At 73.4% G+C, this 22,308-nt stretch carries 19 protein-coding genes; 9 read left to right on the top strand and 10 right to left on the bottom strand.

Annotated features, from left to right (window positions below):
• Positions 1-134: 134 nt before the first annotated feature.
• On the bottom strand, positions 135-1,037 hold the full coding sequence (locus ACWCP2_RS12110) for an alpha/beta fold hydrolase (protein ID WP_450908471.1): 903 nt from the start codon (positions 1,035-1,037) through the stop codon (positions 135-137).
• A 300-nt stretch (positions 1,038-1,337) separates the two neighbouring features.
• On the opposite strand from ACWCP2_RS12110, the gene adhE reads away from it, so the two are divergent.
• Positions 1,338-3,974: a bifunctional acetaldehyde-CoA/alcohol dehydrogenase gene (adhE, locus tag ACWCP2_RS12105; protein WP_450908470.1), complete on the top strand. Its 2,637-nt coding sequence runs from the start codon at positions 1,338-1,340 to the stop codon at positions 3,972-3,974.
• Positions 3,975-4,121: 147 nt separating this feature from the next.
• Here adhE and ACWCP2_RS12100 read toward each other — a convergent pair whose 3' ends face one another.
• Entirely contained in the window at positions 4,122-4,679 is a 558-nt protein-coding gene (locus ACWCP2_RS12100; RefSeq protein WP_450908522.1) for a TetR/AcrR family transcriptional regulator, read from the bottom strand.
• 216 nt (positions 4,680-4,895) lie between these two features.
• Between ACWCP2_RS12100 and ACWCP2_RS12095 the strand changes: the two genes are divergently transcribed.
• The 5 genes from ACWCP2_RS12095 to ACWCP2_RS12075 all read left to right on the top strand — a co-directional run bounded on the left by ACWCP2_RS12095 (position 4,896) and on the right by ACWCP2_RS12075 (position 12,193).
• Positions 4,896-6,293, top strand: coding sequence for a purine-cytosine permease family protein (locus ACWCP2_RS12095; RefSeq protein ID WP_450908469.1), 1,398 nt, complete (start codon positions 4,896-4,898; stop codon positions 6,291-6,293).
• A gap of 67 nt (positions 6,294-6,360) precedes the next feature.
• The gene (locus ACWCP2_RS12090) at positions 6,361-8,046 is read left to right on the top strand and encodes an amidohydrolase (protein ID WP_450908468.1); all 1,686 of its coding nucleotides are present in this window, start codon (positions 6,361-6,363) and stop codon (positions 8,044-8,046) included.
• Between the two features lie 66 nt (positions 8,047-8,112).
• Complete coding sequence (locus tag ACWCP2_RS12085; protein ID WP_450908467.1) at positions 8,113-9,546, top strand: hypothetical protein; 1,434 nt, start codon at positions 8,113-8,115, stop codon at positions 9,544-9,546.
• A gap of 53 nt (positions 9,547-9,599) precedes the next feature.
• Positions 9,600-10,877, top strand: a complete 1,278-nt coding sequence (locus tag ACWCP2_RS12080) for an AAA family ATPase (protein ID WP_450908466.1) — start codon at positions 9,600-9,602, stop codon at positions 10,875-10,877.
• Positions 10,878-10,963: 86 nt separating this feature from the next.
• Entirely contained in the window at positions 10,964-12,193 is a 1,230-nt protein-coding gene (locus ACWCP2_RS12075; protein ID WP_450908521.1) for a vWA domain-containing protein, read from the top strand.
• Between the two features lie 33 nt (positions 12,194-12,226).
• Here ACWCP2_RS12075 and ACWCP2_RS12070 read toward each other — a convergent pair whose 3' ends face one another.
• The 3 genes from ACWCP2_RS12070 to ACWCP2_RS12060 all read right to left on the bottom strand — a co-directional run bounded on the left by ACWCP2_RS12070 (position 12,227) and on the right by ACWCP2_RS12060 (position 15,273).
• Positions 12,227-13,411, bottom strand: coding sequence for an AAA family ATPase (locus ACWCP2_RS12070; protein WP_450908465.1), 1,185 nt, complete (start codon positions 13,409-13,411; stop codon positions 12,227-12,229).
• Between the two features lie 93 nt (positions 13,412-13,504).
• Positions 13,505-14,170, bottom strand: coding sequence for an acetate uptake transporter (locus ACWCP2_RS12065; protein WP_450908464.1), 666 nt, complete (start codon positions 14,168-14,170; stop codon positions 13,505-13,507).
• Positions 14,167-15,273 carry a DUF3533 domain-containing protein gene (locus tag ACWCP2_RS12060; RefSeq protein ID WP_450908463.1) on the bottom strand — a complete coding sequence of 369 codons (1,107 nt, stop codon included), beginning with the start codon at positions 15,271-15,273 and terminating at the stop codon, positions 14,167-14,169. The genes ACWCP2_RS12065 and ACWCP2_RS12060 overlap by 4 nt, the downstream gene beginning before the upstream one ends.
• Before the next feature lie 245 nt (positions 15,274-15,518).
• On the opposite strand from ACWCP2_RS12060, the gene ACWCP2_RS12055 reads away from it, so the two are divergent.
• Positions 15,519-16,379 (top strand): esterase/lipase family protein, encoded by an 861-nt coding sequence (locus ACWCP2_RS12055; protein WP_450908462.1) that lies wholly within the window; start codon positions 15,519-15,521, stop codon positions 16,377-16,379.
• 94 nt (positions 16,380-16,473) lie between these two features.
• Here ACWCP2_RS12055 and ACWCP2_RS12050 read toward each other — a convergent pair whose 3' ends face one another.
• Positions 16,474-17,514 (bottom strand): lytic polysaccharide monooxygenase auxiliary activity family 9 protein, encoded by a 1,041-nt coding sequence (locus ACWCP2_RS12050; protein WP_450908461.1) that lies wholly within the window; start codon positions 17,512-17,514, stop codon positions 16,474-16,476.
• Positions 17,515-17,820: 306 nt separating this feature from the next.
• Between ACWCP2_RS12050 and ACWCP2_RS12045 the strand changes: the two genes are divergently transcribed.
• Positions 17,821-18,423: a hypothetical protein gene (locus tag ACWCP2_RS12045; protein WP_450908460.1), complete on the top strand. Its 603-nt coding sequence runs from the start codon at positions 17,821-17,823 to the stop codon at positions 18,421-18,423.
• A 31-nt stretch (positions 18,424-18,454) separates the two neighbouring features.
• Here ACWCP2_RS12045 and ACWCP2_RS12040 read toward each other — a convergent pair whose 3' ends face one another.
• Entirely contained in the window at positions 18,455-18,937 is a 483-nt protein-coding gene (locus ACWCP2_RS12040) for a DUF402 domain-containing protein (protein ID WP_450908459.1), read from the bottom strand.
• Positions 18,938-18,954: 17 nt separating this feature from the next.
• Positions 18,955-19,887 carry an N-acetyltransferase family protein gene (locus ACWCP2_RS12035; RefSeq protein WP_450908458.1) on the bottom strand — a complete coding sequence of 311 codons (933 nt, stop codon included), beginning with the start codon at positions 19,885-19,887 and terminating at the stop codon, positions 18,955-18,957.
• Between the two features lie 71 nt (positions 19,888-19,958).
• Here ACWCP2_RS12035 and ACWCP2_RS12030 point away from each other — a divergent pair, with 71 nt between their 5' ends.
• Complete coding sequence (locus ACWCP2_RS12030) at positions 19,959-20,351, top strand: GntR family transcriptional regulator (RefSeq protein WP_450908457.1); 393 nt, start codon at positions 19,959-19,961, stop codon at positions 20,349-20,351.
• Between the two features lie 109 nt (positions 20,352-20,460).
• On the opposite strand, the gene ACWCP2_RS12025 is transcribed toward ACWCP2_RS12030, so the two are convergent.
• Positions 20,461-21,003: an FABP family protein gene (locus ACWCP2_RS12025; protein WP_450908456.1), complete on the bottom strand. Its 543-nt coding sequence runs from the start codon at positions 21,001-21,003 to the stop codon at positions 20,461-20,463.
• Between the two features lie 98 nt (positions 21,004-21,101).
• On the bottom strand, positions 21,102-22,202 hold the full coding sequence (locus ACWCP2_RS12020) for a DUF5925 domain-containing protein (protein WP_450908455.1): 1,101 nt from the start codon (positions 22,200-22,202) through the stop codon (positions 21,102-21,104).
• Positions 22,203-22,308 lie beyond the last annotated feature (106 nt).

Here is a 22,308-nt window from a genome sequence, read left to right as displayed (position 1 = left end):
AGCGCCTTGTGTGCGGACCGGCATGCCGAACTGCCCTTGGTTTCGCAGCGGTTGGGCCGGTGCTCCGCGCGTGCGCGCCAGGCGGGCGGGGCGGGCCGGCTCGGCCGGCGGGTCCTGCGGGGGCCGGACCCCTCCTACGCCGGCTGCTGCTCGTTGACGGGAGGCGCGGGCACCTCCCTGAGCAGCCAGGTCAGTACGTCGGGCAGGGCGCGCAGCGCCGCGAAGTGCGCGGCGGCCGGGTCGATGTTCGTGGTGGCCCCCGGGATGCGGCCGGCCAGCCAGCGGGAGTGGCCCACGGGGGAGAACACGTCGAGCTCCCCGTGCCAGATCAGCACCGGGCAGCGGATGTCCGCCGGGTCGAAGCCCCAGGGGCTGCTGAAGGAGATCGCGTCGTCGATCCAGCCGTAGGCGGAGGTGCGGACCCCCTCGCGGTAATTGCGCAGCAGCATCGCCCGCAGCCCCGCGTCGGCGACGATCATCCGGTCGCTGTCGGTGAGCTCGCGGCGCAGCTCGTCCAGCAGCCGGCCGGGGTCCTCGGCGATCCCGGCGGCGCGCGGGATCAGCCGGGCGGCGAGCTCCTCGGGGTCCCGGCCGGCGGTGGAGTGCTCCCGGATGTTCGAGGGGGACATGCCCTCGAACCAGTCGAGGTTCTCCGCGTCCCGGGGGGCCAGGGAGACCAGGGCGGCGGTCCGGGTGACCCGGTGGGGGAGCAGGGCGGCGCAGGCCAGCGCGCCGGGGGCGCCGCCGGAGCGGCCGGCCACGGCGAAGGTGTCCAGGCCCAGGGAGTCGGCGATCGCGGCCACCTCCGTGGCCACGTCGGCGACGGTGCGGCCCGGATGGCGGTCGGAGCCTCCGTAGCCGGGGCGGTCGTAGGCGATGAGCTGCATCCGGCGCTGGTACAGGACCATGCCCCGGGGGGCGGGGCCCAGTCTGCTGCCGGGCATGCCGTGGAGCAGGAAAACGGGTTTGCCGTGCGGGTCGCCCCAGCGCTCCACCGTCAGATTCCGTCCGTCCGCGACGCGCACCTGAACGCGCACGCGCTCCCTCCCTCACGGTCGACGCGACTCGTCACCGTGATTGTGCGCGCTGGGGGAGGAGCGCGGTAGGGCGCACTTCGCGCGAAATTCTTGTGAAAGTTTTCACAAGCGCACACGGGTCTTAGGTCCCGGGGTGTATGTGCAGGTCAGAGGGGTGATAGAGGGGAGGTGAACAGGTGTGAACGGCCCTTCGGCCCGGCGGATAAGGGCTTTTTCGGCGGCGCGGCTTCCGCTTTTGGGTGTCGAATTGAGTCATCAGGAAAGCGGTTCAGGTTGAGTCGAAATGAAGGAGTTCCTGCCATGCAGGCGAACGAGATGGTGGATGGACTGGTCCAGGGGGCGCTCAAGGCGCTCGACCAGTTCTCGTCGTTCAACCAGGAGCAGGTCGACCACATCGTCAAGAAGGCCTCGCTGGCCGCTCTGAGCCAGCACGGCGAGCTCGCCCAGCTGGCCGTCGAGGAGACCGGTCGCGGCCTCTTCGAGGACAAGGCCGTCAAGAACCTCTTCGCCTGCGAGCACGTCGTGAACTCGATGCGCGGGCTCAAGACCGCCGGCGTCATCCGCCGCGACGAGCTGAACGGCATCACGGAGATCGCCGAGCCGGTCGGCGTCGTCTGCGCGATGACCCCGGTCACCAACCCGACCTCCACCACGATCTTCAAGGCGCTGATCGCCCTGAAGACCCGCAACCCGATCATCTTCGCCTTCCACCCCTCCGCGCAGAACTGCTCGGCCGAGGCCGCCCGCATCGTCCGGGACGCCGCCGTCGCCGCGGGCGCCCCGGAGAACTGCGTCCAGTGGGTCACCGCCCCCTCCATGGAGGCCACCGGCGCCCTCATGAACCACCCGGGCGTCTCCACCATCCTCGCGACCGGCGGAAACGCCATGGTCAAGGCCGCCTACTCGTGCGGCAAGCCGGCCCTGGGCGTCGGCGCGGGCAACGTCCCCGCGTACGTGCACAAGAGCGCCAAGCTCGGCCGCGCGATCCACGACATCGTGCTCTCCAAGGCCTTCGACAACGGCATGATCTGCGCCTCCGAGCAGGCCGTCATCCTCGACACCGAGATCTACGAAGCGGGCCTCGCCGAGTTCAAGCGGCTCGGCGCCCACGTGGTCTCCGCCGCCGAGAAGACCAAGCTGGAGCAGTTCGTCTTCGGCACCACCGCCTACGCGGCCGACGCCAACGGCGCCAAGCTGAACCCGAACGTCGTCGGCAAGTCCCCGCAGTGGATCGCCGAGCAGGCCGGCTTCACCGTCCCCGCCGAGGCCTCGATCCTCCTCGCGGAGTGCAACGAGGTCGGCGAGAACGAGCCGCTGACCCGCGAGAAGCTGTCCCCGATCCTGGCCGCCCTGAAGGCCTCGGACACCGACCACGGCCTCGAACTGGCCGCCGCGATGGTCGAGTTCCACGGTCTGGGCCACAGCGCCGCGATCCACGCCGAGGACGAGGAGCTCGTCGAGGAGTTCGGCAGGAAGGTCAAGGCGATCCGCGTCATCGCCAACTCGCCCTCCACCTTCGGCGGCATCGGCGACGTCTACAACGCCTTCCTCCCCTCGCTCACCCTGGGCTGCGGCTCGTACGGACACAACTCGGTGTCGAACAACGTCACCGCGGTCAACCTGATCAACGTCAAGCGGATCGGACGGCGCAACACCAACATGCAGTGGTTCAAGGTCCCGCCGAAGATCTACTTCGAGCGCAACTCCATCCGGTACCTCGGTGAGATGGACGGCATCAGCCGCGTCTCGATCGTCACCGACAAGACGATGGTCTCCATCGGCTTCGTGCAGAAGGTCGTCGACATCCTGCAGGCCCGCGAGGGCGCGGTGTCGATCCAGATCATCGACAACGTCGAGCCCAACCCGGAGCTCTCCACCGTCCAGGCCGGCGCCGCGATGATGCGCGACTTCAAGCCCGACACGATCATCGGCCTCGGCGGCGGCTCGCCGATGGACGCCGCGAAGATCATGTGGCTGATGTACGAGCGCCCGGAGGTGGAGTTCGCCGACACGAAGGAGAAGTTCTTCGACGTCCGCAAGCGCGCCTACAAGTTCCCCTCGCTGGGCGAGAAGGCCAAGATGGTCGCCATCCCGACCACCTCGGGCACCGGCTCCGAGGTCACCCCGTTCGCCGTCATCTCCGACCCGGCCGCGGCCCAGAAGTACCCGCTCGCCGACTACGCGCTGACCCCGAACGTCGCCATCGTCGACCCGATGCTGCCGATGGGCCTCCCGCCCAAGGTGACCGCCGACTCCGGCTTCGACGCCCTGACGCACGCCACCGAGGCCTACGTCTCCGCGTACTCGAACGACTACACCGACGGTCTGTGCCTCCAGGCCATCAAGCTCATCTTCGAAAACCTGCAGCGCTGCGTGGTCGACGGTCCGAACGACCCCGAGGCCCGCGAGAAGATGCACAACGCCTCCACGGTCGCGGGCATGGCCTTCGCCAACGCCTTCCTGGGCATGGTCCACGCCATGGCGCACACCCTGGGCAACACCTTCCACGTCGCCCACGGCCGCACCAACGCGCTGCTCCTGCCGCACGTGATCCGCCACAACGGCACGGTCACCCACAAGGCCACCCCGTGGCCCAAGGCCGAGGTCTACCGGGCGCCGGAGCGCTTCCAGGAGATCGCGAAGATGCTGGGCCTGCCGGCCGCCACGGCCGCCGAGGGCGTCGAGTCCTACGCCAAGGCCGTCGAGGAGCTGCGCGGCAAGTGCGGGATCACCTCCTCCTTCGCCGAGGAGGGCGTGGACGAGCAGGCCTTCATCGAGGCCCTGCCGACCCAGGCCATGAACGCCTACGCCGACCAGTGCGCCCCCGCCAACCCGCGGATGCCGATGATCGACGACCTGAAGCAGCTGATGCGCCAGGCCTACTACGGCAACGCCGAGGGCGCCCCGGCCAAGAAGGCCGCCGCCAAGAAGAAGTAGCCCGAGGAGGAGCGAGCTCTTCCTCCCGAGAACCTCCGCTAAGGAGCGGAAAAGCCCGTCCGGGGCGCTAAGGCCCGGGCGGGCTTTCCACATGTCCGCGTGCGGGACCGGCTACGGGACCGGATACGGGACCGGATACGGGACCGGCTACAGGTGCGGGATCAGTAGGGCCGCCGCCGAGCGGGCGCGCTCCAGGGAGGTGGCCCGGTCGGCCGCGCGCTCGCCCAGGACCACCCGGGTGCTCAGCCCGTCGAGTAGGGCGAGCAGCTCCGAGGCCCGGGCGGCGACGTCCAGGCCGGCAGCGAAGCGGCCCTGCTCCACGCCCTTGGCGAGGAGCGCCTCCAGGTCCCGCTGCCAGCCGTCGTCGATCTCCTGCTGGGCGGCGCGCAGCGGCTCGTTCGAGGGAATGCGGGCCCACAGCTCGATCCACAGCGTCCAGCGCGGATCGCGGGGGCCGCGGGGCAGGTAGAGCTCCAGGAAGAGCGCGAGCTTGCGGTGTGCGGTGACCCGGCGGCCGAGCAATTCGGCGCGCTCTGCCGCCAGTTGGCGCTCGCTCCAGTTCAGGGCGGCCAGCAGCAGCCGGTCCTTGCTGCCGAAGTAGTACAGGATGTGGCCGCCGCTGGTGCCGAGCCGTTCGGCGAGCGCGGACATGGTGAGCGCCGCCAGCCCGTCCTCGGCGATCGCCGTCATGGCCTCGTCCAGCATCCGCTCCTGGGCGATCTGCCCGTCGCGCCGCCGTGCCGCTCCCGCTGCCACCTGTGCCGCCTTCCCGATCTTCGTGGGCCGACCTTATCCCGGACAGGGTCTTGACGGGGTCCCGGTCGGCAGCGCATCTTGAATGCCATTCAAGAACTTAGAACGGCGTTCAAGGTAGCTGCGGCGGTTCTACAGGTCACCGGTACGAAGGTCAGGGGCAGGCGCATGGCACAGCAGGAGACGACGGCCGACGTCGACGAGGTCTTCAGAGTCGAGACGCACGGCATCGACCCGATCCCCGACGCCGAGCGCCACGGCGGGGCCAAGGACCTCTTCTGGCTCTGGTTCGGGTCGAACCTGACCTTCACCTACGTGATCAACGGAGCCCTCGCCGTCGCCTTCGGCCTCAGCTTCTGGCAGGCCACCGCCGTGGTCGTGATCAGTGGCCTGTCCTTCTTCGCGGTGAGCGCCGCCGGCCTGAGCGGCATCCGCACCGGCACCGCCACCCTGGTGATCTCCCGGGCCGCCTTCGGGGTACGGGGCAACTGGCCGGCGGGCGTCCTCAACTGGGTGGTGAGCATCGGCTACACCATCGTCAACACCGTCGTCGGGACCCTGGCGCTGGAGGTCTTCCTCGCCGAGGTCGGCCTCGGCGGAGGCACCCTGATCCGGGCCCTCGCGCTCGGCATCACCCTCGCGCTCACCTTCGCCGTCGCCATGTGGGGCCATGCCACCGTGCAGTTCGCCGAGCGCTGGATGGCCTACGTCCTGGCCGTCGGCTTCGGCGCCCTGCTGGTCTTCGTCCTGCCGGGTACCGAGACCACCGCCCCGGCCGACGCCCTGGCCCCGGGCCTGTCCGGCTGGAGCCTGGCCTTCGTCGTGATGCTCGCCGGGCCCTTCTCGTACCTGCCGATGCCCGCCGACTACACCCGCTACCTGCCCCGCACCACCTCGCTGAAGTCGATCACCTGGATGGGCGCGCTCGGCGGGTTCGTCTCCTCCGTCGCCCTCGGGATCGCCGGCGTGGCCGCCGCCACCCAGACCGACATGACCGACGCCGTCGCCGGGGCCGAGAGCCTGCTCCCCGGCTGGTTCCAGCCGCTGTTCCTGGCCCTGGTCCTGGGCGGCTCCGTGACCAACTCGATCATCACGCTCTACTCCTCCAGCCTGAACCTCCAGGTCCTCGGCATCCCGTGGAGCCGGGCCCGCGCCATCGTGATCAGCGCCGCCGTGACCGCCGCCGGATCGCTCGCCGCGCTCTTCCTCACCGACTTCACCACCTCCCTGCTGTCCTTCCTCTCCCTCCTGATCATCGTGTTCGCCCCCTGGGGCGGCGTCTTCCTCGCCGACATGCTGCTGCGCCGCTGCCGCTACGACTCCGACGCGCTGCACGCCGGGAGCGACGGCGCCTACTGGTACCGCTCCGGCTACCACCCGGCCGGTATGACCGCCCTGCTCGCCGGCATGGCCTTCGCGGCCCTGACCTGCGACTCCGAGCTGTGGACCGGCCCGCTCGTGGCCCCGCTCGGCGGCGCCGACCTCACCCTGCTCGGCTCGTTGGTCTCCGGGCTCACGTACTGGGCCCTCGCCCGGCGCGTGCCCGCGTACGCCCCGGCCGCCTGAGACCCCCGAGCCACCCGACACCTGTCCCCTCCCTCCCCGTACGTCCTCTGCACAGGAGCACCACCCCATGCCGCACTCCGCCGCCCCCGCCGATCTGCTCCTCACCGGAGCCCGCATCCACACCGTCGACCCCGAGCTCCCCGAGGCCGAAGCCCTCGCGGTGCGCGACGGGCGCATCGTCTGGGTGGGCCCGGACGCGGAGGCCGCCGGCTGGGCGGGCCCCGGCACCGAGCGGATCGACGCGGGCGGCCGGCTCGTGCTGCCGGGATTCATCGACGCCCACAATCACGTCCGGCTCGGCTCCGACGACGCGTGCGTACAGCTCGCCGGGGTCCGGACGCTCGAAGGGATCCTCGACCGGATCGGCGCCTGGCGGGAGGCCAACCCGGACGCCGGGTGGATCGAGGCCGAGGCCTTCGACTACTCCGCGATCCCCGGCGGCCGCATGCCCACCGCCGCCGACCTGGACCCCGTCACCGGGGACACCCCCGCGATCGTGCTCTCGTACGACGTCCACACGGCCTGGCTGAACACGGCCGCCATGCGCCGGCTCGGCGTCGCGAAGGACCGTACCGACCTGCCCTTCGGCACGGCCGCCGTGGACCCGGAGACCGGCGAGCCCACCGGCTTCGTCAAGGACTTCGCCATCAAGGGGCTCTCGCGCGACGGCCACCGCGCCCTGCGCGACCTGGGCGTGCCGTGGGCCTCCCCGGACCGCCAGTACGGGCGCCTCGCCAAGAGCCTCGACGACGCGATCGGCTTCGGCATCACCACGGTCGTCGAGCCGCAGAACTCCCTCGACGACCTGGAACTGTACGACCGGGCGCGCGCCGAGGGCCGGCTGCGCTCGCGGATCGTCGCCGCGCTGTTCCACCCGCGCGGCACCACCGAGGAGGACCTCGACCTCTTCGAGGCGGCGGCCAAGGTGTACGCGGGCGACCGCTTCCGGGTCGGCCCCCTCAAGCTCTACATCGACGACGTGGTCGAGCCGCGCACGGCCGCGCTGCTGGAGCCGTACACCGGCTGCGGGGCGCACCGGGGCGAGACCTTCTACCCGGCGGAGGAGTTCGCGGAGCTGCTCGCCCGGCTGGACGCGCGCGGATTCCAGTGCTTCGTCCACGCCACGGGCGACCGGGGCATCCGCACCGTCCTCGACGCCGTCGAGCACGCGCGGGCGGTGAACGGCCCGCGCGACGCCCGCCACCAGGTGGTGCACGTGGAATGCCTGGACCCCGAGGACGTACCGCGCTTCGCGCAGCTCGGCGTGGTGGCCTGCATGCAGCCCCGGCACTGCGCGCCGGAGATCGCCGGTCCGGGCCAGGACTGGGCGGAGAACGTGGGGGAGGGCCGCTGGCACAAGGCGTGGCCGATGCGCAGCCTCGCCGAGGCGGGAGCGGTCCTGGCCTTCTCCAGCGACTGGAACGTCGCCGAGATGGACCCGATGATCGGCATCTACACGGCCCTGACCCGGCGCCCCCTGGGCGGCGGCGACCCGTGGCAGGAGCAGGAGACGGTGGACGCCCGGGCAGCGGTGTACGGCTACACGATGGGCTCCGCCTACGCCAACTTCCTCGACCAGGACCGGGGTTCGCTGACGGTCGGCAAGGCGGCCGACTTCGTGATCCTGTCCCGCGACATCCTCGCGGTGGCCCCGGAGCAGATCCCCGGAACGGTGGCCGAAACGGTCGTGGTCGCGGGCGAGGTGGTCCACCGGGCCGCGAATTGCGTGGCGGGGCGCGGGGAGGGGCGTTAGTCTCGCCGCGATGACGACTTTCCGTACACACAGATCGGGGGTCCCGTCCGCGCAAGGTGAGTGCTGATGCTCACCGAGACCGCGAACGAGACGTCCCGCCCTTCCTTCTGGCCGCGCGTGCGCGAGTTCGCCGTGCCGCCCTCCATGATCGAGACCGCCACCGCCCGCCGCTCCGCCGGTGACTGGGCGGGGGCGTGCGCCGCGGCCGGCGTCGACGTGGACTTCGACCTGCGCGTCCTGGCGCGCACCCACGGCCGTGACCTCGCGGCCCGGATCCGGGCCGATCTGCGTCACCTGGCTCCGGACCTGCTGCGCTGGCACCTGCCGAGGATCGCCCCGGACGGACTGCTGCGCCCCGGGCTGACCATCGCACTGGCCCGGTACGGCGACGCGGGGCCCGGGGGTGCGCGGCCGGTCCACCTCGTGGCCCGTACGCCACCCGCCTGGGCGGAGTACGGGCAGCGGATCAGCCTCGCCCTGTGGGACGCGGACCGCTCCGGGGACGCCGGCGGCCGCCGTCCGGGGCCCGGTCCGCATCCCCATCCGCATCCCCACCCGCGACCCCATCCGAGGTACCGCCTCGATCTGCACCGCCACCTGTGGGACGCCCGCCGCAGCGACGAGCTCCGCTCCCGGTCCGGGGCCGCCCTGCCACCCGGCGGTACGGGCACGGCGCCGGATCCCGCCCCGGCGGGGCCGCCGCTCCCGCTGCCCGGCTGCGCCGCCGACCGGTGGGTGGCCGAAGCCCGGATCGTGCTCCGTGCCGAGGGACGCTCCGGCGGTACGGTCACCGTGCGGCTCGGGGCCCGGCACCGGCTGTACGTGCACCTGCGCGGCGACGCCGACGGGCACGTCTGCGCAGCCGCGGACGGGGAGGGCGGTACGGGCGCTCCCGCCCCGCCGGTGCTGCCCGACGCGGCGACCTGGGTCCTGCCCGACCTCGAACTGCTCCGTACCGGGGCGATCGACGCCGCCCGGCTGCACCCGCTGGTCGGCCGGGCCCTCGTACCGGACTGGTCGCCCCTGCCGCCCGCCGGAGCCGCGGACCGGGAGGGGGGAGCGCGGCTGGTGGACTGCCGGGGCGCCCGGCACCGGATCGGCCTGGTCGGCGGGGTCCTGGCCCCGCTGGACCACGATCCGGCCGAGATCCGCCGCGAGGAGCTGCTGGTCGCGCTGACCGGCACGCCGCTGCCCTGCCTGCGGGCCATCGACGAGGCGCACCGCCGTCCGGACTCCCTCTCCGGTGTCCGGGAGCGGCTCGACCACGGTGACACCGCGGGCGCCCTCGCCGTCGTGGAGCGCCTGCTCGGTCCCGGGGCGCTGCTGCGCGACGGGCCGTTGCGGGACGAACTGGAGGCGGCCGCGCTCCGGCGGTTCACCTACGGGCTGTTCCGGGCGGGCCTGGCGACCCCGGCCACAGGCCCGGCCCACGCCGGCTACCTCTCTCCCCGCCCCGGCCGGACCGGACGCTCGCGTCCGCGGCACGCGAACCGCCGCTGACCCGGCGCTCCCGCACCGCCCCCCTTCCCGCTCCACACAAAAGGTGATTCCGCATGCATTCCTCTGCCCAGACAGCCCAGAGCGCCCAGACCACCCAGACAGCCCAGACCGACCCGTCCGGCGCCGCCCAACTCGACGTCGCCGCGGGCCTGCTCGTCCTGCTGCGCGACACGACGACCGAACCGCGCCCCGACGCCCAGCTGGAGGCGCTGACCCTGGCCGTTGCCGCCGATCTGCCCGTCCTCCTGTGGGGTGAGCCGGGGATCGGCAAGACCGCGGCCCTGACCCAGCTCGCCGCGTCCCTGGACCTGCCGCTGACCACCGTCATCGCCAGCGTGCACGAGCCGTCCGACTTCTCCGGCCTGCCGGTCGTCGGGGACGACCCCGCCGAGCAGGGAGTGCCGATGGCCCCGCCGGACTGGGCGGTGCGCCTGGTACGGGCCGGCCGGGGGCTGTTGTTCCTCGACGAACTGTCCACCGCGCCCCCGGCCGTGCAGGCGGCCCTGCTCCGCCTCGTGCTGGAGCGGAGGATCGGCGCCCTGAAGCTGCCGCCCGAGGTCCGGATCGTGGCCGCCGCCAACCCCCGGTCCTCCGCGGCGGACGGCTGGGAGCTGAGCCCGCCGCTGGCCAACCGCTTCGTCCACCTCCAGTGGACCCACGACCAGGAGGTGGTGGTGCGCGGCCTCGGCGGGACCTGGCCCCGCGCCACCCTGCCCCGGCTCGACCCCGAACGGCTCCCGGAGGCCGTGGACTTCGCCCGCCGCGCGGTGTGCGGGCTGCTCGCCGCCCGGCCCCGGCTCGTCCACCGGCTGCCGTCGGGCGAAACCCGCCGGGGCGGACCGTGGCCCTCCCCCCGGAGCTGGGAGATGACGCTGTGCCTGATCGCCTTCGCCACCGCGGCCGGCTCCTCCCGTGAGGTGCTCTCCCTGCTGGTCAGGGGAACCGTGGGAGACGGTCCCGGACTGGAACTCCTGGCGAGCCTGGACCGGATGGACCTCCCCGACCCGGAATCCCTGCTCGCCGACCCGGCCGGCGCCGTCCTGCCCGAGCGCGGGGACCTGCGCCAGGCCGTGCTCGACGGCGTGGTCGAGGCGGTGCGGGGGCGCCCGGAGAAGTCCCGCTGGGACGCGGCCTGGGCGCTCCTGGCCAGGGCCCTGGAGACCGGCGCCCCGGACCTGGTGGTCGTCCCCGCGAGCACGCTCGCCGCGCTGCGCCGCGAGGACTGGGAGGTTCCGGCCACGATCGAGCGGCTCGGCGGGGCCGTGGCCCTGTCCCGGCGCGCGGACCGGGCGGCCGCCCGCTCGGGCGCACCCGTCCCGGCGGGCCGGTGAGGCCCGTGACCCCGGTGACATCCGTGACCCCGGTGACGCCGGTGACACACGTGGCCCCGGTGGCCCCGGTGGCCCCGGTGGCCCCGGTGACCCCGGTGGCTCTGGACCTGGACAAGCTCTATGCCGCCCGGCTGCACGCCGTCCGCGTGCGGCCGTACCTGGCCACGGCGTTGTTCGCCCTGCACGTCGTGGAATCGCGCCGGACGCCCACGATGGCCGTGGACCGGCACTGGCGGTGCTACGTCTCGCCGGGCTTCGTGGCCCGTACTCCCGTGGAGGAACTCGCCGCGGTCTGGGTGCACGAGGTGTCCCACCTGCTGCGCGACCACCACGGGCGCGGGGACCGGGCCGCCCGGGAGCGCGGGGAGACCGGCCCGGGGGAGCGGCTGCGGATGAACATCGCGGCCGACTTCGAGATCAACGACGACGCGTACGGCGACGGGCTCGTCCGGCCCGAGGGAGCCGTCCAGCCGGCGGACCTGGGGCTGGCGGAGGGGCAGCTCATGGAGGAGTACCTGACGCAGTTCGGGCTCGGGCAGCGCACGCAGCACATGGCCTGGCTGGACTGCGGGAGCGGCGCCGACGGACTGGAACGGGAGTGGGACCTCGGAGCGGACGGTGCGCACGGCCTCAGCGAGCAGGAACGGGACGCGGTCCGGTTCCGGGTCGCGCAGGGCATCACCGGCCGGCCCGGCAGCGCGTCGAGGGGCTGGAAGCGCTGGGCCGAGGAGGTGTTCCACGCGCCGCAGCCGTGGCGGGAGCTGCTGGGAGCCGCCGTCCGGTCGGCCACCTCCGGATCCGGTGCGGGCGACGACTACACGTACAGCCGGCCGTCGCGGCGTTCGGCCGGGTTGCCGGGCGCCGTCCTGCCGAGCCTGCGGCGCAGGCCGCCCCGCGTCGGAGTGGTCATCGACACCTCCGGGTCCGTCAGCGACGCCGAACTGGGCGGCGCGCTCCTCGAAGTCGCCGCGATCGCCCGTGCGGTGGGAGGCCGCCGGGACCTGGTCACGGTGGTGCCGTGCGACGCGTCCGCCCGGATCGCCCATCCGCTGTGCCGCGCCGAGGGGATCCCCCTGCTGGGCGGCGGGGGTACGGATCTGCGGACGGGCTTCGCCAGGGCGTTGCGTTCGGCGCCCCGCCCGGACGTGATCGTGGTCCTGACCGACGGGCAGACGCCCTGGCCGGACGCGCGACCGCCGTGCCGCACGGTGGTGGGGCTGTTCCGCCGGCAGGAGCGCGGGCGGTCCTGGGACGAGGACCACGACTACGTCCCCGACTCGCCTCCCGCGTGGGCGCGCGTGGTGGAGATCGGCTAGACCGTCGCCTCGGTCGCCTCGGGCGCCCGTGGCCTACCGCTTCGGCCAGTACCAGAGGGGCTCGTCCAGGGGGCCCTCGCGGCCCGCGACCTCGGTCTGGCCGAAGTCCTTGAACAGGGTGATGGTCCGCAGGTCCACGCGGTGGCGGTGGACGCCCGACGCCAGGGCCTCGGCCAGGGGGGTGGCGTGGGTGACCACCACCGTCTGGGTGGTGCGGGCCACCGTCAGGATCAGGTCCGCGAGCGGGCCCAGCAGGTCGGGGTGGAGGCTGGTCTCCGGCTCGTTGAGCACCATCAGGGCCGGCGGGCGCGGCGTCAGCAGGGCGGCCGTCCACAGCAGGTAGCGCAGCGTGCCGTCGGAGAGCTCCGCCGCGCCCAGCGGGCGCAGCAGCCCGTGCTGGTGCAGCTCCAGTTCGAAGCGGCCGTCGCGTTCCGCGACCGCCACGGCGCTGCCCGGGAAGGCCGCCTCGACGGCCGCGTCGAGCGCCGCGTGGTCGCCGGTCTCCCGGATCGTCTGGAGCGCGGCCGGCAGGTCGGAGCCGTCCGCGGCGAGGACCGGCGTACGGGTTCCGACGCGCGGGGTGCGGGCCGGGGCGTCGGCGTCCGTGCGGACGTGGTCGTAGAACCGCCAGGAGCGGATCAGCTCGCGCAGGGCCAGCAGGTCGGGGGCCAGTTGCGGGTCCGCGAGCTCGCTGAGCATGGAGTCGTACGGGCGCAGGGCGCCCTGGGTGCGGTGCCAGCCGCCGTCCGCGGTACGGGTGCGCACGGCGGGTCCGGCGCGGTCCGAGAGCAGGGCGGCGGGGCGCAGCACCGGCCCGGCCCAGGTGCACTCCCGCTTGATCTCCGGGTCCAGTGCGAAGAGCGAGCCCGCGACCGGCTGCGGATGCCCGAAGTCCACCGCGTAGCCGAACTCGTCCCCGGCGAAGCCGAGCCGCAGGCTCACCGGTTCGGAGCGGACCGTCGGCTGGACGGCGTACCGCCCCTCGCGCACCGCCCGCCCGGTCTTCTCCGGGCCGGCCCACAGCGTGGAGGGCAGTCCGCCCTCCCGGGCCAGCGCCGCGACGGCGCCGCCCCGCGCGGAGTCGGCCAGCAGCCGCAGCGACCGGTACAGGCTGGACTTGCCCGTGCCGTTGGCGCCGGTCACGACGGTGAGCCGGCCGAGGGGGACGATGAGCCTGCGCAGGGAGCGGTAGTTCTCCACCGCGAGCGTCGTGATCATGCGGTGGTCTTCCGGCGCGCGTTCGGGGTCGCCTTCGGGGTCGCCTTCGGGGTCGCGTTCGTGGTCGCGTTTGTGCTCGCGTTCATGCCGGGGTCATGCCTCCGGGTGCTCCTCGGGGGCGAGGAAGCGGCCCATCGGCAGCACCTGGCGGCCCCAGGTGCTCGCCATGATCTGCCCGGCGAGCAGGTACGTGGCTCCGAGCGCGGCCAGCAGGCCGCTCCAGCCGGTGATCCGGTTCCAGATCACCGAGCCGGTGAACCCGCTGACCGTCATGGCCACGAAGACCACCAGCACGCACGTGAAGGTCGACAGCAGCACCAGGTGGATCCGCCAGCTGCCGATCCACAGCACGAACACCACGAACACCCAGGGCAGCGTGAACAGCGCGCTCACATCGCCGCGCAGCGCCGGATCCGTGGCGGGCAGCACCCACTGGATCAGCAGGGCCTTCGACATCCAGAACAGCCCGAAGCCGCCGAAGACCGTCGCGTGCCAGGTGTCTCCGCGCTGCGCCTGGAAGAGCCCGGCCAGCAGTTGGGCCAGCCCGCCGATGAAGAAGCCGACCAGCGGCAGCACCGAGTGGCTGAGGTGCTCGGGGAAGATGCCCGCGTCGATGCCGGTGGCGAGCGTGGTGACCACGATGAAGCCGGTCAGGCCCAGGGGCCCCAGCTGCGCCTGCGCGCTGGGCTCCATCCGCTTGACGGAGACGGCCTGTTCGGCCGGTCCCATGCGGTTGCGGACGTGGATGGGATTGTTCATCGCACGGCTTCCCGCTCCGGCAGGGCGTCCGGCCCCTCGGGGAGCCCGCTGCCCACCGCCGCCCCCGCCCTGCCCCTGCGGCCCGCCGCGCAGGCCAGCGTGACCGCCGAGCCCAGCACCGCCCAGCCGCTCAGGACCAGCAGCGGGCCGGTGATGTCATTGCCCCTGAAGTACGCGATCGAGCGCGCGGCGTACGTGCCCGCGCCCGGCGGCAGCCACGGGCCGATGGCCTTCCAGAACGGCGGCAGCAGCGGGTACGGATAGGCGCCGCCGGCACTCGGGTTGCCGAGCACCACCACGAGCAGGATCGCCAGGCCGATGCCGACCACGCCCGCGAGGCCCTGGAAGGCCAGGGTGATCGCTCCGACGGCGAAGACCACGAGGGATCCGAGCCCCCACAGGCCCCAGACGCTGCCGGGCAGCGCACCCAGGACCGGGTCCGCGATGACCGCGCCCAGGAGTCCGGCCGCGACGGCGTACCCGAACAGGGCGCCGAGCCGGATGACGGCGCGGTGCACGTTCGCGGGCCGGGCGCCCGCGCTGATCGCGAGGATCGCGGCGCACAGGTAGCCGCCCACGCACCAGCCCACGACCAGGTAGAAGGCGCTCAGGCCGCGTCCGTCGCCGGCGGCCACCGGGGCCACGTCCACGACCCGCACGGTACGTCCCTGGGTCTTCTCGACCAGGCCGACGACCTCCTCCAGGGCCTGCGACAGGGAGGCCCCGGCCCCGCTCGCGACCAGCAGCTTGTCGGTCGTGCCGGCCGGGTCGACGATCAGCGCGCCGTCCACGTCCCGGTTCCGGATCTGCCGCAGCGCCGTCGCCTCGTCCTGTACCGCACGGGGATCGAGCGGCTTGCCGGGCAGCGCGGAGAGCTGCTTGGACGTCTGCTCGGCGATCGGCGCCGCGGGGGCGGCCACGGCGATCGGGATCTCGCTGGGCTTGGGGTGATGGAAGGCCCCGATGTACGAGGTGATGAAGGCGAGCTGGAGCGCCAGTACGCCCAGGACCAGGAGAGCGGCCCGGGTGGTGACGGCGTCCTTGATCTCGGCGAGGAACCCGCCGGACTGCTGCCCTGGGTCTGCGTGGGTGGGCTGGGTCATGTCTCACACGCTCGGCGTACCGGGCCCCCGGCGCAGCAGGGGAGGGCCGAACGGATGACGGCCGTCGGAGCGGTCCGCCAGGACGGAGCGCGGAGTTTTTACCGACGCGTAACTTCCCAGTTTTGCTACTCGCCCGTAATTTAGCGGCTGCAGCACCACCTTGTGATCCGGATCACGGGATGCACCCCCACGTACTTCCCGCGCCATCCCTCGTTACTCCCCTTGAGCCGCAAGGAGATCACACGATGCTGCCCTGGAGACGCCTGCTCCGCCCCCTGGCCGTCCTCACCCTGACCGCCGCCGCGCTCGTCGCCCCCACCCAGGCGGCCCAGGCCGCCGCGGCGCCGAGCAGCGGCTGGAACAACTGGTCCTGCAAACCGTCCGCCGCCCACCCCCGGCCCGTCGTCCTGGTGCACGGAACCTTCGGGAACTCCGTCGACAACTGGCTCGGCTTCGCCCCGTACCTCGTCCACCGGGGCTACTGCGTCTACTCCCTCGACTACGGGCAACTGCCCGGCGTCCCCCTCTTCAACGGGCTCGGCCCCATCGAGCAGTCCGCCGGACAGCTCGACGTCTTCGTCGACAAGGTGCTCGCCTCCACCGGAGCGGCCGAGACGGACATCGTCGGCCACTCCCAGGGCGGCATGATGCCGCGCTACTACCTGAAGTTCCTCGGCGGCGCCGCCAAGGTCAACGCCCTCGTCGGGCTCGCCCCCGACAACCACGGGACGACCCTGCTCGGCCTCACCAAGCTCCTCCCGTACTTCCCCGGGGCCGGGGACCTGATCACCGAGGCCACCCCGGGCCTCGCCGACCAGATCGCCGGATCGCCCTTCCAGAACAAGCTGAACGCGGGCGGGGACACCGTCCCCGGAGTCGCGTACACGGTGATCGCCACCCGCTACGACGAGGTGGTCACCCCGTACCGGAGCCAGTTCCTGACCGGTCCGAACGTCCGCAACGTGCTGCTCCAGGACCTGTGCGGGGTGGACCTCTCGGAGCACGTGGCCATCGGGCTCACCGACCGGATCGCCTGGCACGAGGCGGCCAACGCCCTCGACCCGGCGCACGCCGACCGGACCACCTGCGCGTCGGTCTTCTCCTGACGCCGCCGGCGGACGGCCCGCACCGCGGGCCGTCCGTCCGTCTCTCCTTCGGTCCGTCTCTGCTTCGGTCCTGCGGTCCGTCCGTCCGCCCCGGTCAGCGGCCGTGGCGGCCCGGGGTCGCACGGCGGCGGGCCAGCCCGAACAGCACGGCCGCGCCGGCGGCCAGCACGCCGGCCCCGCCGATCGCGATCACCGGCGTGGCGCTGCTGCCGCCCGTCTCCGCGAGGTGGGTCCCGCTCTGCGAGGGGACCGGGGACGGGGCGCTGCCGCCGTTCGTCTTCGGGTCGTTGTCCCCGTGGCCGTTGTGCTCCACCGTGGACTTCCCCGCGCCCTGGGAGATCTGCTCGTCGGTGGGGGCCGAGGGGATCTCCGCGGGGAGCGTCGACGGCCGCCCCGAGGGCACGGACGTCGGCCTCGTGCTCGGCCGCGAGGTCGGCCGCGAGGTCGGCTTCGAGGTGGGCCGCGGGGTCGGTTCGGCCGTGGGCCCGCCCCCGCCGTTGTCCTTCCCGAAGACCACGTCGGAGCAGGTGTAGAAGGCCTCCGGGCTGTCCGAGCGCTGCCAGACGCTGTAGATCAGGTGCCGGCCGCTCTTCTTCGGGACGGTGCCGGAGAAGACGTAGTCGCCGTCCCGCATCCCCGGGTCGGTGACCTTCACGAAGGGCGCCGGCTCCAGGTCGGACCACTTGAGCGGCTTCGACGGGTCGTAGCCGTCCTTCGTCACGTACAGCTCGAAGGATCCCTTGTGCGGGGCGGTCCCCTTGTAGCGGAAGGTGTGCGCCCCCGAGGCCATGGGGCTCGCCGGCCAGTCGGCGCGGGCCAGGTCCAGGCCCCGGTACTTGTCGTTGCCCGCCGAGCACAGTTTCCCGTCCGGGATCAGCGCCCTGCTCTGCCCGGCCGCGTTGGCGATGTTCACCGCGTTCCAGTCGTAGAACGCCTGCGCCCCGCTCGCCGCGACCGCCGCCTTGCAGGCCGCCGACTTCGGGGACTCCGGGCCCTCCGCGTAGCACGCCGCCACCCGGCTGACCGGGTCCGTCATCGAACCGTGGGCGGCCGCCGGGGCGACGGCGTACGCGGCCACCGCGAGCGGGGCGAGTCCGGCGGCGATGCGGGCGGCGGTACGGCGGCGTGCGGGCATGGTGGATCTCCTCTGGGCACGGCACAGGGCTGCGCGGGTCGTGGGTGCGCCGGAGGACCGGGGCTGTGCGGCGCCGCCCCTCACGGGTTCGCGGCGCCGCCTCCGGCCCTCCCTGGCCCAGCCAAACTAACCGCCCGCAAGCCCGCTTCCACGGGGTTCGGGCCCCTGGAGCCCATCCTTAGGGCGCAGTTAAGGACGAGGAAAGCGGGGGCTCAGGTAGCGGGCCCGCGGAGCCCCGAGGCCCCGGGGATCCCCGCCGGGAGGGCGAGGGGCGGCATCCCCTCCCCGTGGTTCTAGAGTCTCCCCGTGGACGTCACCAGCTGGTTCGAAGCCGAGGACCCGGAGGAGTGCGGCGAGGAGCCCTGGGACTTCGGCGCGGCCGAACTCGCCTTCCTGGCAGTCCTGCGAGCCCGGGCCGCGGAGTGGCGGGTGCCTTCGGCCCCCAGTCAGGTCGGACGGCCCGAGGACGAGTCGTCGCTCCTCGTCCATGTCAGCCTTCACGATGAGGCGCGCCGACTGGTGCTCGGCGAGTGGGCCGTGCACTTCTACGGCACACACGTGCGGGCCGGGAAGGTCCGCGACCAGCTCTTCACCCTTCACGAGTCGCCCGAGCGCGGCTTCTTCCGGGCCTCCGGCACGGTTGAGGAGCTCGCGGACCAGTGCGCCGGCTGGTTCGAGAGCCTGTTGAGCCGCCCCGTCGTCCGCGTCGCATGGCCGTTCAAGGACGGGAGGCAGGCGACCCACTGGGAGTTCGCCGACACGGGCGAGATCCTGGCGACGCGCGGCTCCGTCCCCACCGACGGCTCGTCCGCGGCCCACCGCGTCCCGGTCCGTCCCGGTGCCGCGCACCGCGACGGCGGGACCTGCCGGCTCGCCGGGCACGAAGCGGATCGAGACGCCGGCTGCTGAAGCCGCCGGGGGAGACCCGTGGAGACCCGGTTCAGGTGAGGAGCGCCGCCAGGCCGGCGGCCGAGCGGGCCTGGGCCTCCAGGGCGTCGAGGGCCCGTACCGCCTGGGCGGCCGCCCCGGGATCGGCGCCGGCGAGCCCGCTCCCGGCGAACTCGTCCTCGTCCAGGCGCAGTACGGAGCTGCCGTCGGCGGACACCCACAGGTCGAGGTCCAGGTCCTCGACCAGGATCACCCCGTCCTGTACCGTGGCGGGCCGGGTCACGTCGCAGTACCAGCCCTTGAGGACGCCCCCGCCCGTGCGCACCTCCTTGACCGCGTACCAGCGGTCGCGCCAGAAGTGCTCGGTGAACACGTCGCCCGGCTCGAAGCGGACGAAGCCGAAGTCCCGTACCCCGGGGGCCGCCCAGGGGGCCCGTACGGTGATCCGGGTACCGGTGTCGGCCACCAGCTCGGCCGGGTAGCGGATCTTCGTACGGCCCGCCTTGGTGAGGGTGACGGTGAATCGCTCGGTCATGGTGGTGTCTCCCGTTCTCACAGCTGCTTGGTGTGGCGCGTCTCCGTGGCGCAGACCTCGTACCCGAACCGGGCGTTGACGGCGAGCATCGGAGCGTTGCCGGTGTCGTTGCCGGTGAAGGCCTCGGTGCAGCCGGCCGCGCGGGCCCGCAGCAGCGAATCGGTCTTGGCCAGCCGGGCCAGTCCCCGGCCGCGGAACGGGCGCAGGGTCGCGGTCATGGCGGAGGAGTAGCGCCCGGCCCCGTCGGTGTGCGCGGCGGTGAAGGCCGCCACCTCGCCGTCCACCAGGACCACGGTGGTGAGTTCCCGGTCGAGGTACGGGTGCTCCCAGGTGCCCCGCAGCCAGTCCTCGTAGTCGTCGAACTCCACCTGGATGTCTCCCGGTTCGTCCCGGGTCGCCGCCGCGTCGGCCTCGAAGAGCGGGCGCGGATCGGCCGCGAAGGCCGAGCCGGCGCGCAGTTCCACCCCGTCCGGGAGTTTCCCGGGCGGCGCGGGAAGGCCGGCCGCGGCCAGGTCGAGGCGCAGGAAGTGCGCGGAGCGGGAGGGCCGGTAGCCGTGGTGCCCGGCGAACGCGCGGTGCGCGGGCTCGTCGAGGACCCAGGCGTACGAGGTGCGTGCGCGCTCGGCCCGCAGATGCTCCTCGGCCGCGCCGAGCAGTGCGCTCCCGGCGCCCCGCCCGCGGTGGGCGGGGTCCACGTAGGCGTTGACGAAGCCCTGTCCGGGCTCGGGGCTCTCGTGGGCGATGCCGACCTGGGCGGTCCCGATGACCAGGCCTTCGGCGTTCTCGGCGACGAGGAGGCGGTAGCGCTTGGCGGGGTGGGCCGAGGCCAGTTCGTGGGCCACGCCGAGGGGCGTGGCGATCATGAAGGGGAGGGCGGCGCGGCGGACCCGTACGACGGACCGCGCGTCCAGCGGGTCGGTGGGGCGCACCTCGCGAATGGTCGTGATCACCTCTGCGACGGTAGGCGGCAGCCGGGCCCCGCGCCTGCGAATTTCCCGCCGGATGGGGGACAATCGGCCGCGTGACCTCGACTTCTCCGCACCTGAAGATCCGCATCGACGGCGCGGCGGGCGCCGCCGCCCCGTACGAGCAGCTGCGCTCCCAGATCGCCGCCGGGGCGCGGGCGGGCCGGCTGCCCGCCGGGTTCAAACTGCCGACGGTCCGCGGGCTCGCGGAAGACCTGGGGCTGGCGGCGAACACGGTCGCCAAGGCCTACCGGGCGCTGGAGTCGGACGGCGTGATCGAGACGCGCGGCCGGGCGGGCAGCTTCGTGGCGGCGGCCGGCGACGGGCCCGCCCGGGAGGCGGCCACCGCCGCCCAGGCCTACGCGGAGCGGGCGCGGCGGCTGGGCCTGACCTTCGACGAGGCGACCGCGGCGGCGCTGGACGCGCTGCGCGCGCGGTACGCGGACTGACACCCGGCGGCCGGGGCCGCTTGCGCGCCGGGCCCGCTCGGGCCGCCCGGCCGCCCTGCTGGCGACCCCCGCCGGCCGGGGGCAGCCGGTTGGGGTCAGCCGGCCGGGGTCAGCCCTTGCGCGGGAAGAGCCGGGCCTCGAGGTGGTGCTGCATGGGCTGGCCCACCGCGGCCATCTCCTGCACGATCGTCAGCCCGCCGTCCCGGAGCGCGTACCGGCGCCGCATGCCGGTGACCTCCTTGGCCCGCGGGGTCAGCCCCACGGTGTCGGTGGCCAGTTCGATCTCGGTGCCGGAGACCTGGCCGACGTACGTCTCGACGATGCCCGTCGGGTGGGCGAGCGTCACCTCGACCGAGGAGTCCGGCAGGATGCGCCACCACCCGGTCTCGCGGCCCGCGGGGCGCACGACCTTGCCGGAGTCGTCGATCAGCCACGCGCGGGACTCGTAGACGAGGAAGGGCCGGCCGTCGTGGCCGAAGCTGATCTCCTGCTCGTACCGGAACCCGTGCTCCAGGGTCGGGTACTCGCCGCTGCCCCGGCCGTGCCAGCGTCCGATGAGGCCGAGCACCGGCTGGAGCTGCGGGTGCGGCTCGGGGCCCTCGCCGAGGACGTGGCTGTCGGGGAAGGGGTTCTCCTGCGCCGGTTCGAGCACGGTGGGTTCTCCTGTTCGTGGGTCCCCCGGAAGTGCGCACGGCCGGTGGGGGCCTTCGGCCGCGGCCCCATTGTCCCCGGCGTGCGCGCGCCGCACCGCTACAGGTACATGCCCGCCTCCGTGTCCTGGCCCTGCGGCGGCAGCAGGGCCGCGGGGCCCGACGCGCCGCGGCGCAGGGCGTAGAGCTCGGCCAGCGTGGCCCCCTCGCGGGAGATGCCCTCGTCGGTGCCGAGCCAGTCCACGGCCTCACGGTGCGTCAGCCGGCCGATCTCGATGCGGGCGAGGCAGCGTCCGGGCCGGACCACCGCGGGGTGGAGCCGCTCCAGGTCCTCGTTGGTCGTGACGCCCACCAGGACGTTGCGGCCCTGGCCGAGGAGCCCGTCGGTGAGGTTCAGCAGCCGTGACAGCGCCTGACCGGCGGTGTGCCGGGCCTCGCCGCGGATCAACTCGTCGCAGTCCTCCAGCAGCAGCAGCCGCCAGCGGCTCTTCGCGGTGCCCTCGTCCTCGCCGATCGCGATGTCCATCAGGTAGCCGATGTCGTTGAACAGCCGCTCCGGGTCCAGTACGCAGTCCACCTGGCACCAGTCCCGCCAGGACCGGGCGAGCGTGCGCAGGGCGGAGGTCTTCCCGGTGCCCGGGGGGCCGTGCAGCAGGAGCAGCCGGCCCGCGATGTCGTCCGGGGTGACCTTCATCAGCCGGTCCATCGCACCGGCCACCGGAGCCGTGTAGTTGGGCCGCACCTCGTCCCAGGTGCCGGCCGCGATCTGCCGGGTCGTGCGGTAGGGGCCGCGGCGTGGGGAGACGTACCAGAACCCCATCGCGACGTTCTCGGGCTGCGGTGCGGGCTCGTCCTGGGCGTCCTCGGTGGCCTCGCCGAGCACACCGGCGGCGAGTTCCTCGCTGACCGCCGTCACCGTCACGTCCGCGCCCCGGCTCCAGCGCGAGACGAGCATGGTCCAGCCCTCGCCCTCGGCGAGCGTCGCGCTGCGGTCGCTGTCGCGGGCCGAGCGCAGCACCGTCGCCCCGGACGGCAGCAGGGTCGCGCCCGGCTTGACCCGGTCGATCGACACGCTGTGCGAGTGGGGCTGCTCGCCGGACGCGAAGCGGCCGAGGAACAGCGCGTCGACGACGTCCGACGGGGAGTCGCTGTCGTCGACGTTGAGCCGGATCGGCAGCGCGTCCTGAGGGTTGGCTGGCATGGCGCCCATGATCCGGCACGAACTGCCCTCCTGCACCCGTGTTTCGCTGGATCGGGTGGCGCGATCCCCTCTTCAAACGCCGTGCGGGTGAAGATTCGCCCCGCAT

It is taken from the genome of Streptomyces sp. NPDC002104, assembly GCF_053593795.1.
This window is presented reverse-complemented; position numbering and strand designations above follow the sequence as displayed.

Coding starts and splice junctions, on each gene's coding strand:
- ACWCP2_RS12040 (WP_450908459.1), bottom strand. CDS start 18,937: ATGACCGAGCGATTCACCGTCACCCTCACCAAGGCGGGCCGTACGAAG.
- ACWCP2_RS12050 (WP_450908461.1), bottom strand. CDS start 17,514: ATGCCCGCACGCCGCCGTACCGCCGCCCGCATCGCCGCCGGACTCGCC.
- ACWCP2_RS12060 (WP_450908463.1), bottom strand. CDS start 15,273: ATGACCCAGCCCACCCACGCAGACCCAGGGCAGCAGTCCGGCGGGTTC.
- ACWCP2_RS12080 (WP_450908466.1), top strand. CDS start 9,600: ATGCATTCCTCTGCCCAGACAGCCCAGAGCGCCCAGACCACCCAGACA.
- adhE (WP_450908470.1), top strand. CDS start 1,338: ATGCAGGCGAACGAGATGGTGGATGGACTGGTCCAGGGGGCGCTCAAG.
- ACWCP2_RS12090 (WP_450908468.1), top strand. CDS start 6,361: ATGCCGCACTCCGCCGCCCCCGCCGATCTGCTCCTCACCGGAGCCCGC.
- ACWCP2_RS12100 (WP_450908522.1), bottom strand. CDS start 4,679: ATGCTGGACGAGGCCATGACGGCGATCGCCGAGGACGGGCTGGCGGCG.
- ACWCP2_RS12020 (WP_450908455.1), bottom strand. CDS start 22,202: ATGCCAGCCAACCCTCAGGACGCGCTGCCGATCCGGCTCAACGTCGAC.
- ACWCP2_RS12065 (WP_450908464.1), bottom strand. CDS start 14,170: ATGAACAATCCCATCCACGTCCGCAACCGCATGGGACCGGCCGAACAG.
- ACWCP2_RS12095 (WP_450908469.1), top strand. CDS start 4,896: ATGGCACAGCAGGAGACGACGGCCGACGTCGACGAGGTCTTCAGAGTC.
- ACWCP2_RS12055 (WP_450908462.1), top strand. CDS start 15,519: ATGCTGCCCTGGAGACGCCTGCTCCGCCCCCTGGCCGTCCTCACCCTG.
- ACWCP2_RS12070 (WP_450908465.1), bottom strand. CDS start 13,411: ATGATCACGACGCTCGCGGTGGAGAACTACCGCTCCCTGCGCAGGCTC.
- ACWCP2_RS12085 (WP_450908467.1), top strand. CDS start 8,113: ATGCTCACCGAGACCGCGAACGAGACGTCCCGCCCTTCCTTCTGGCCG.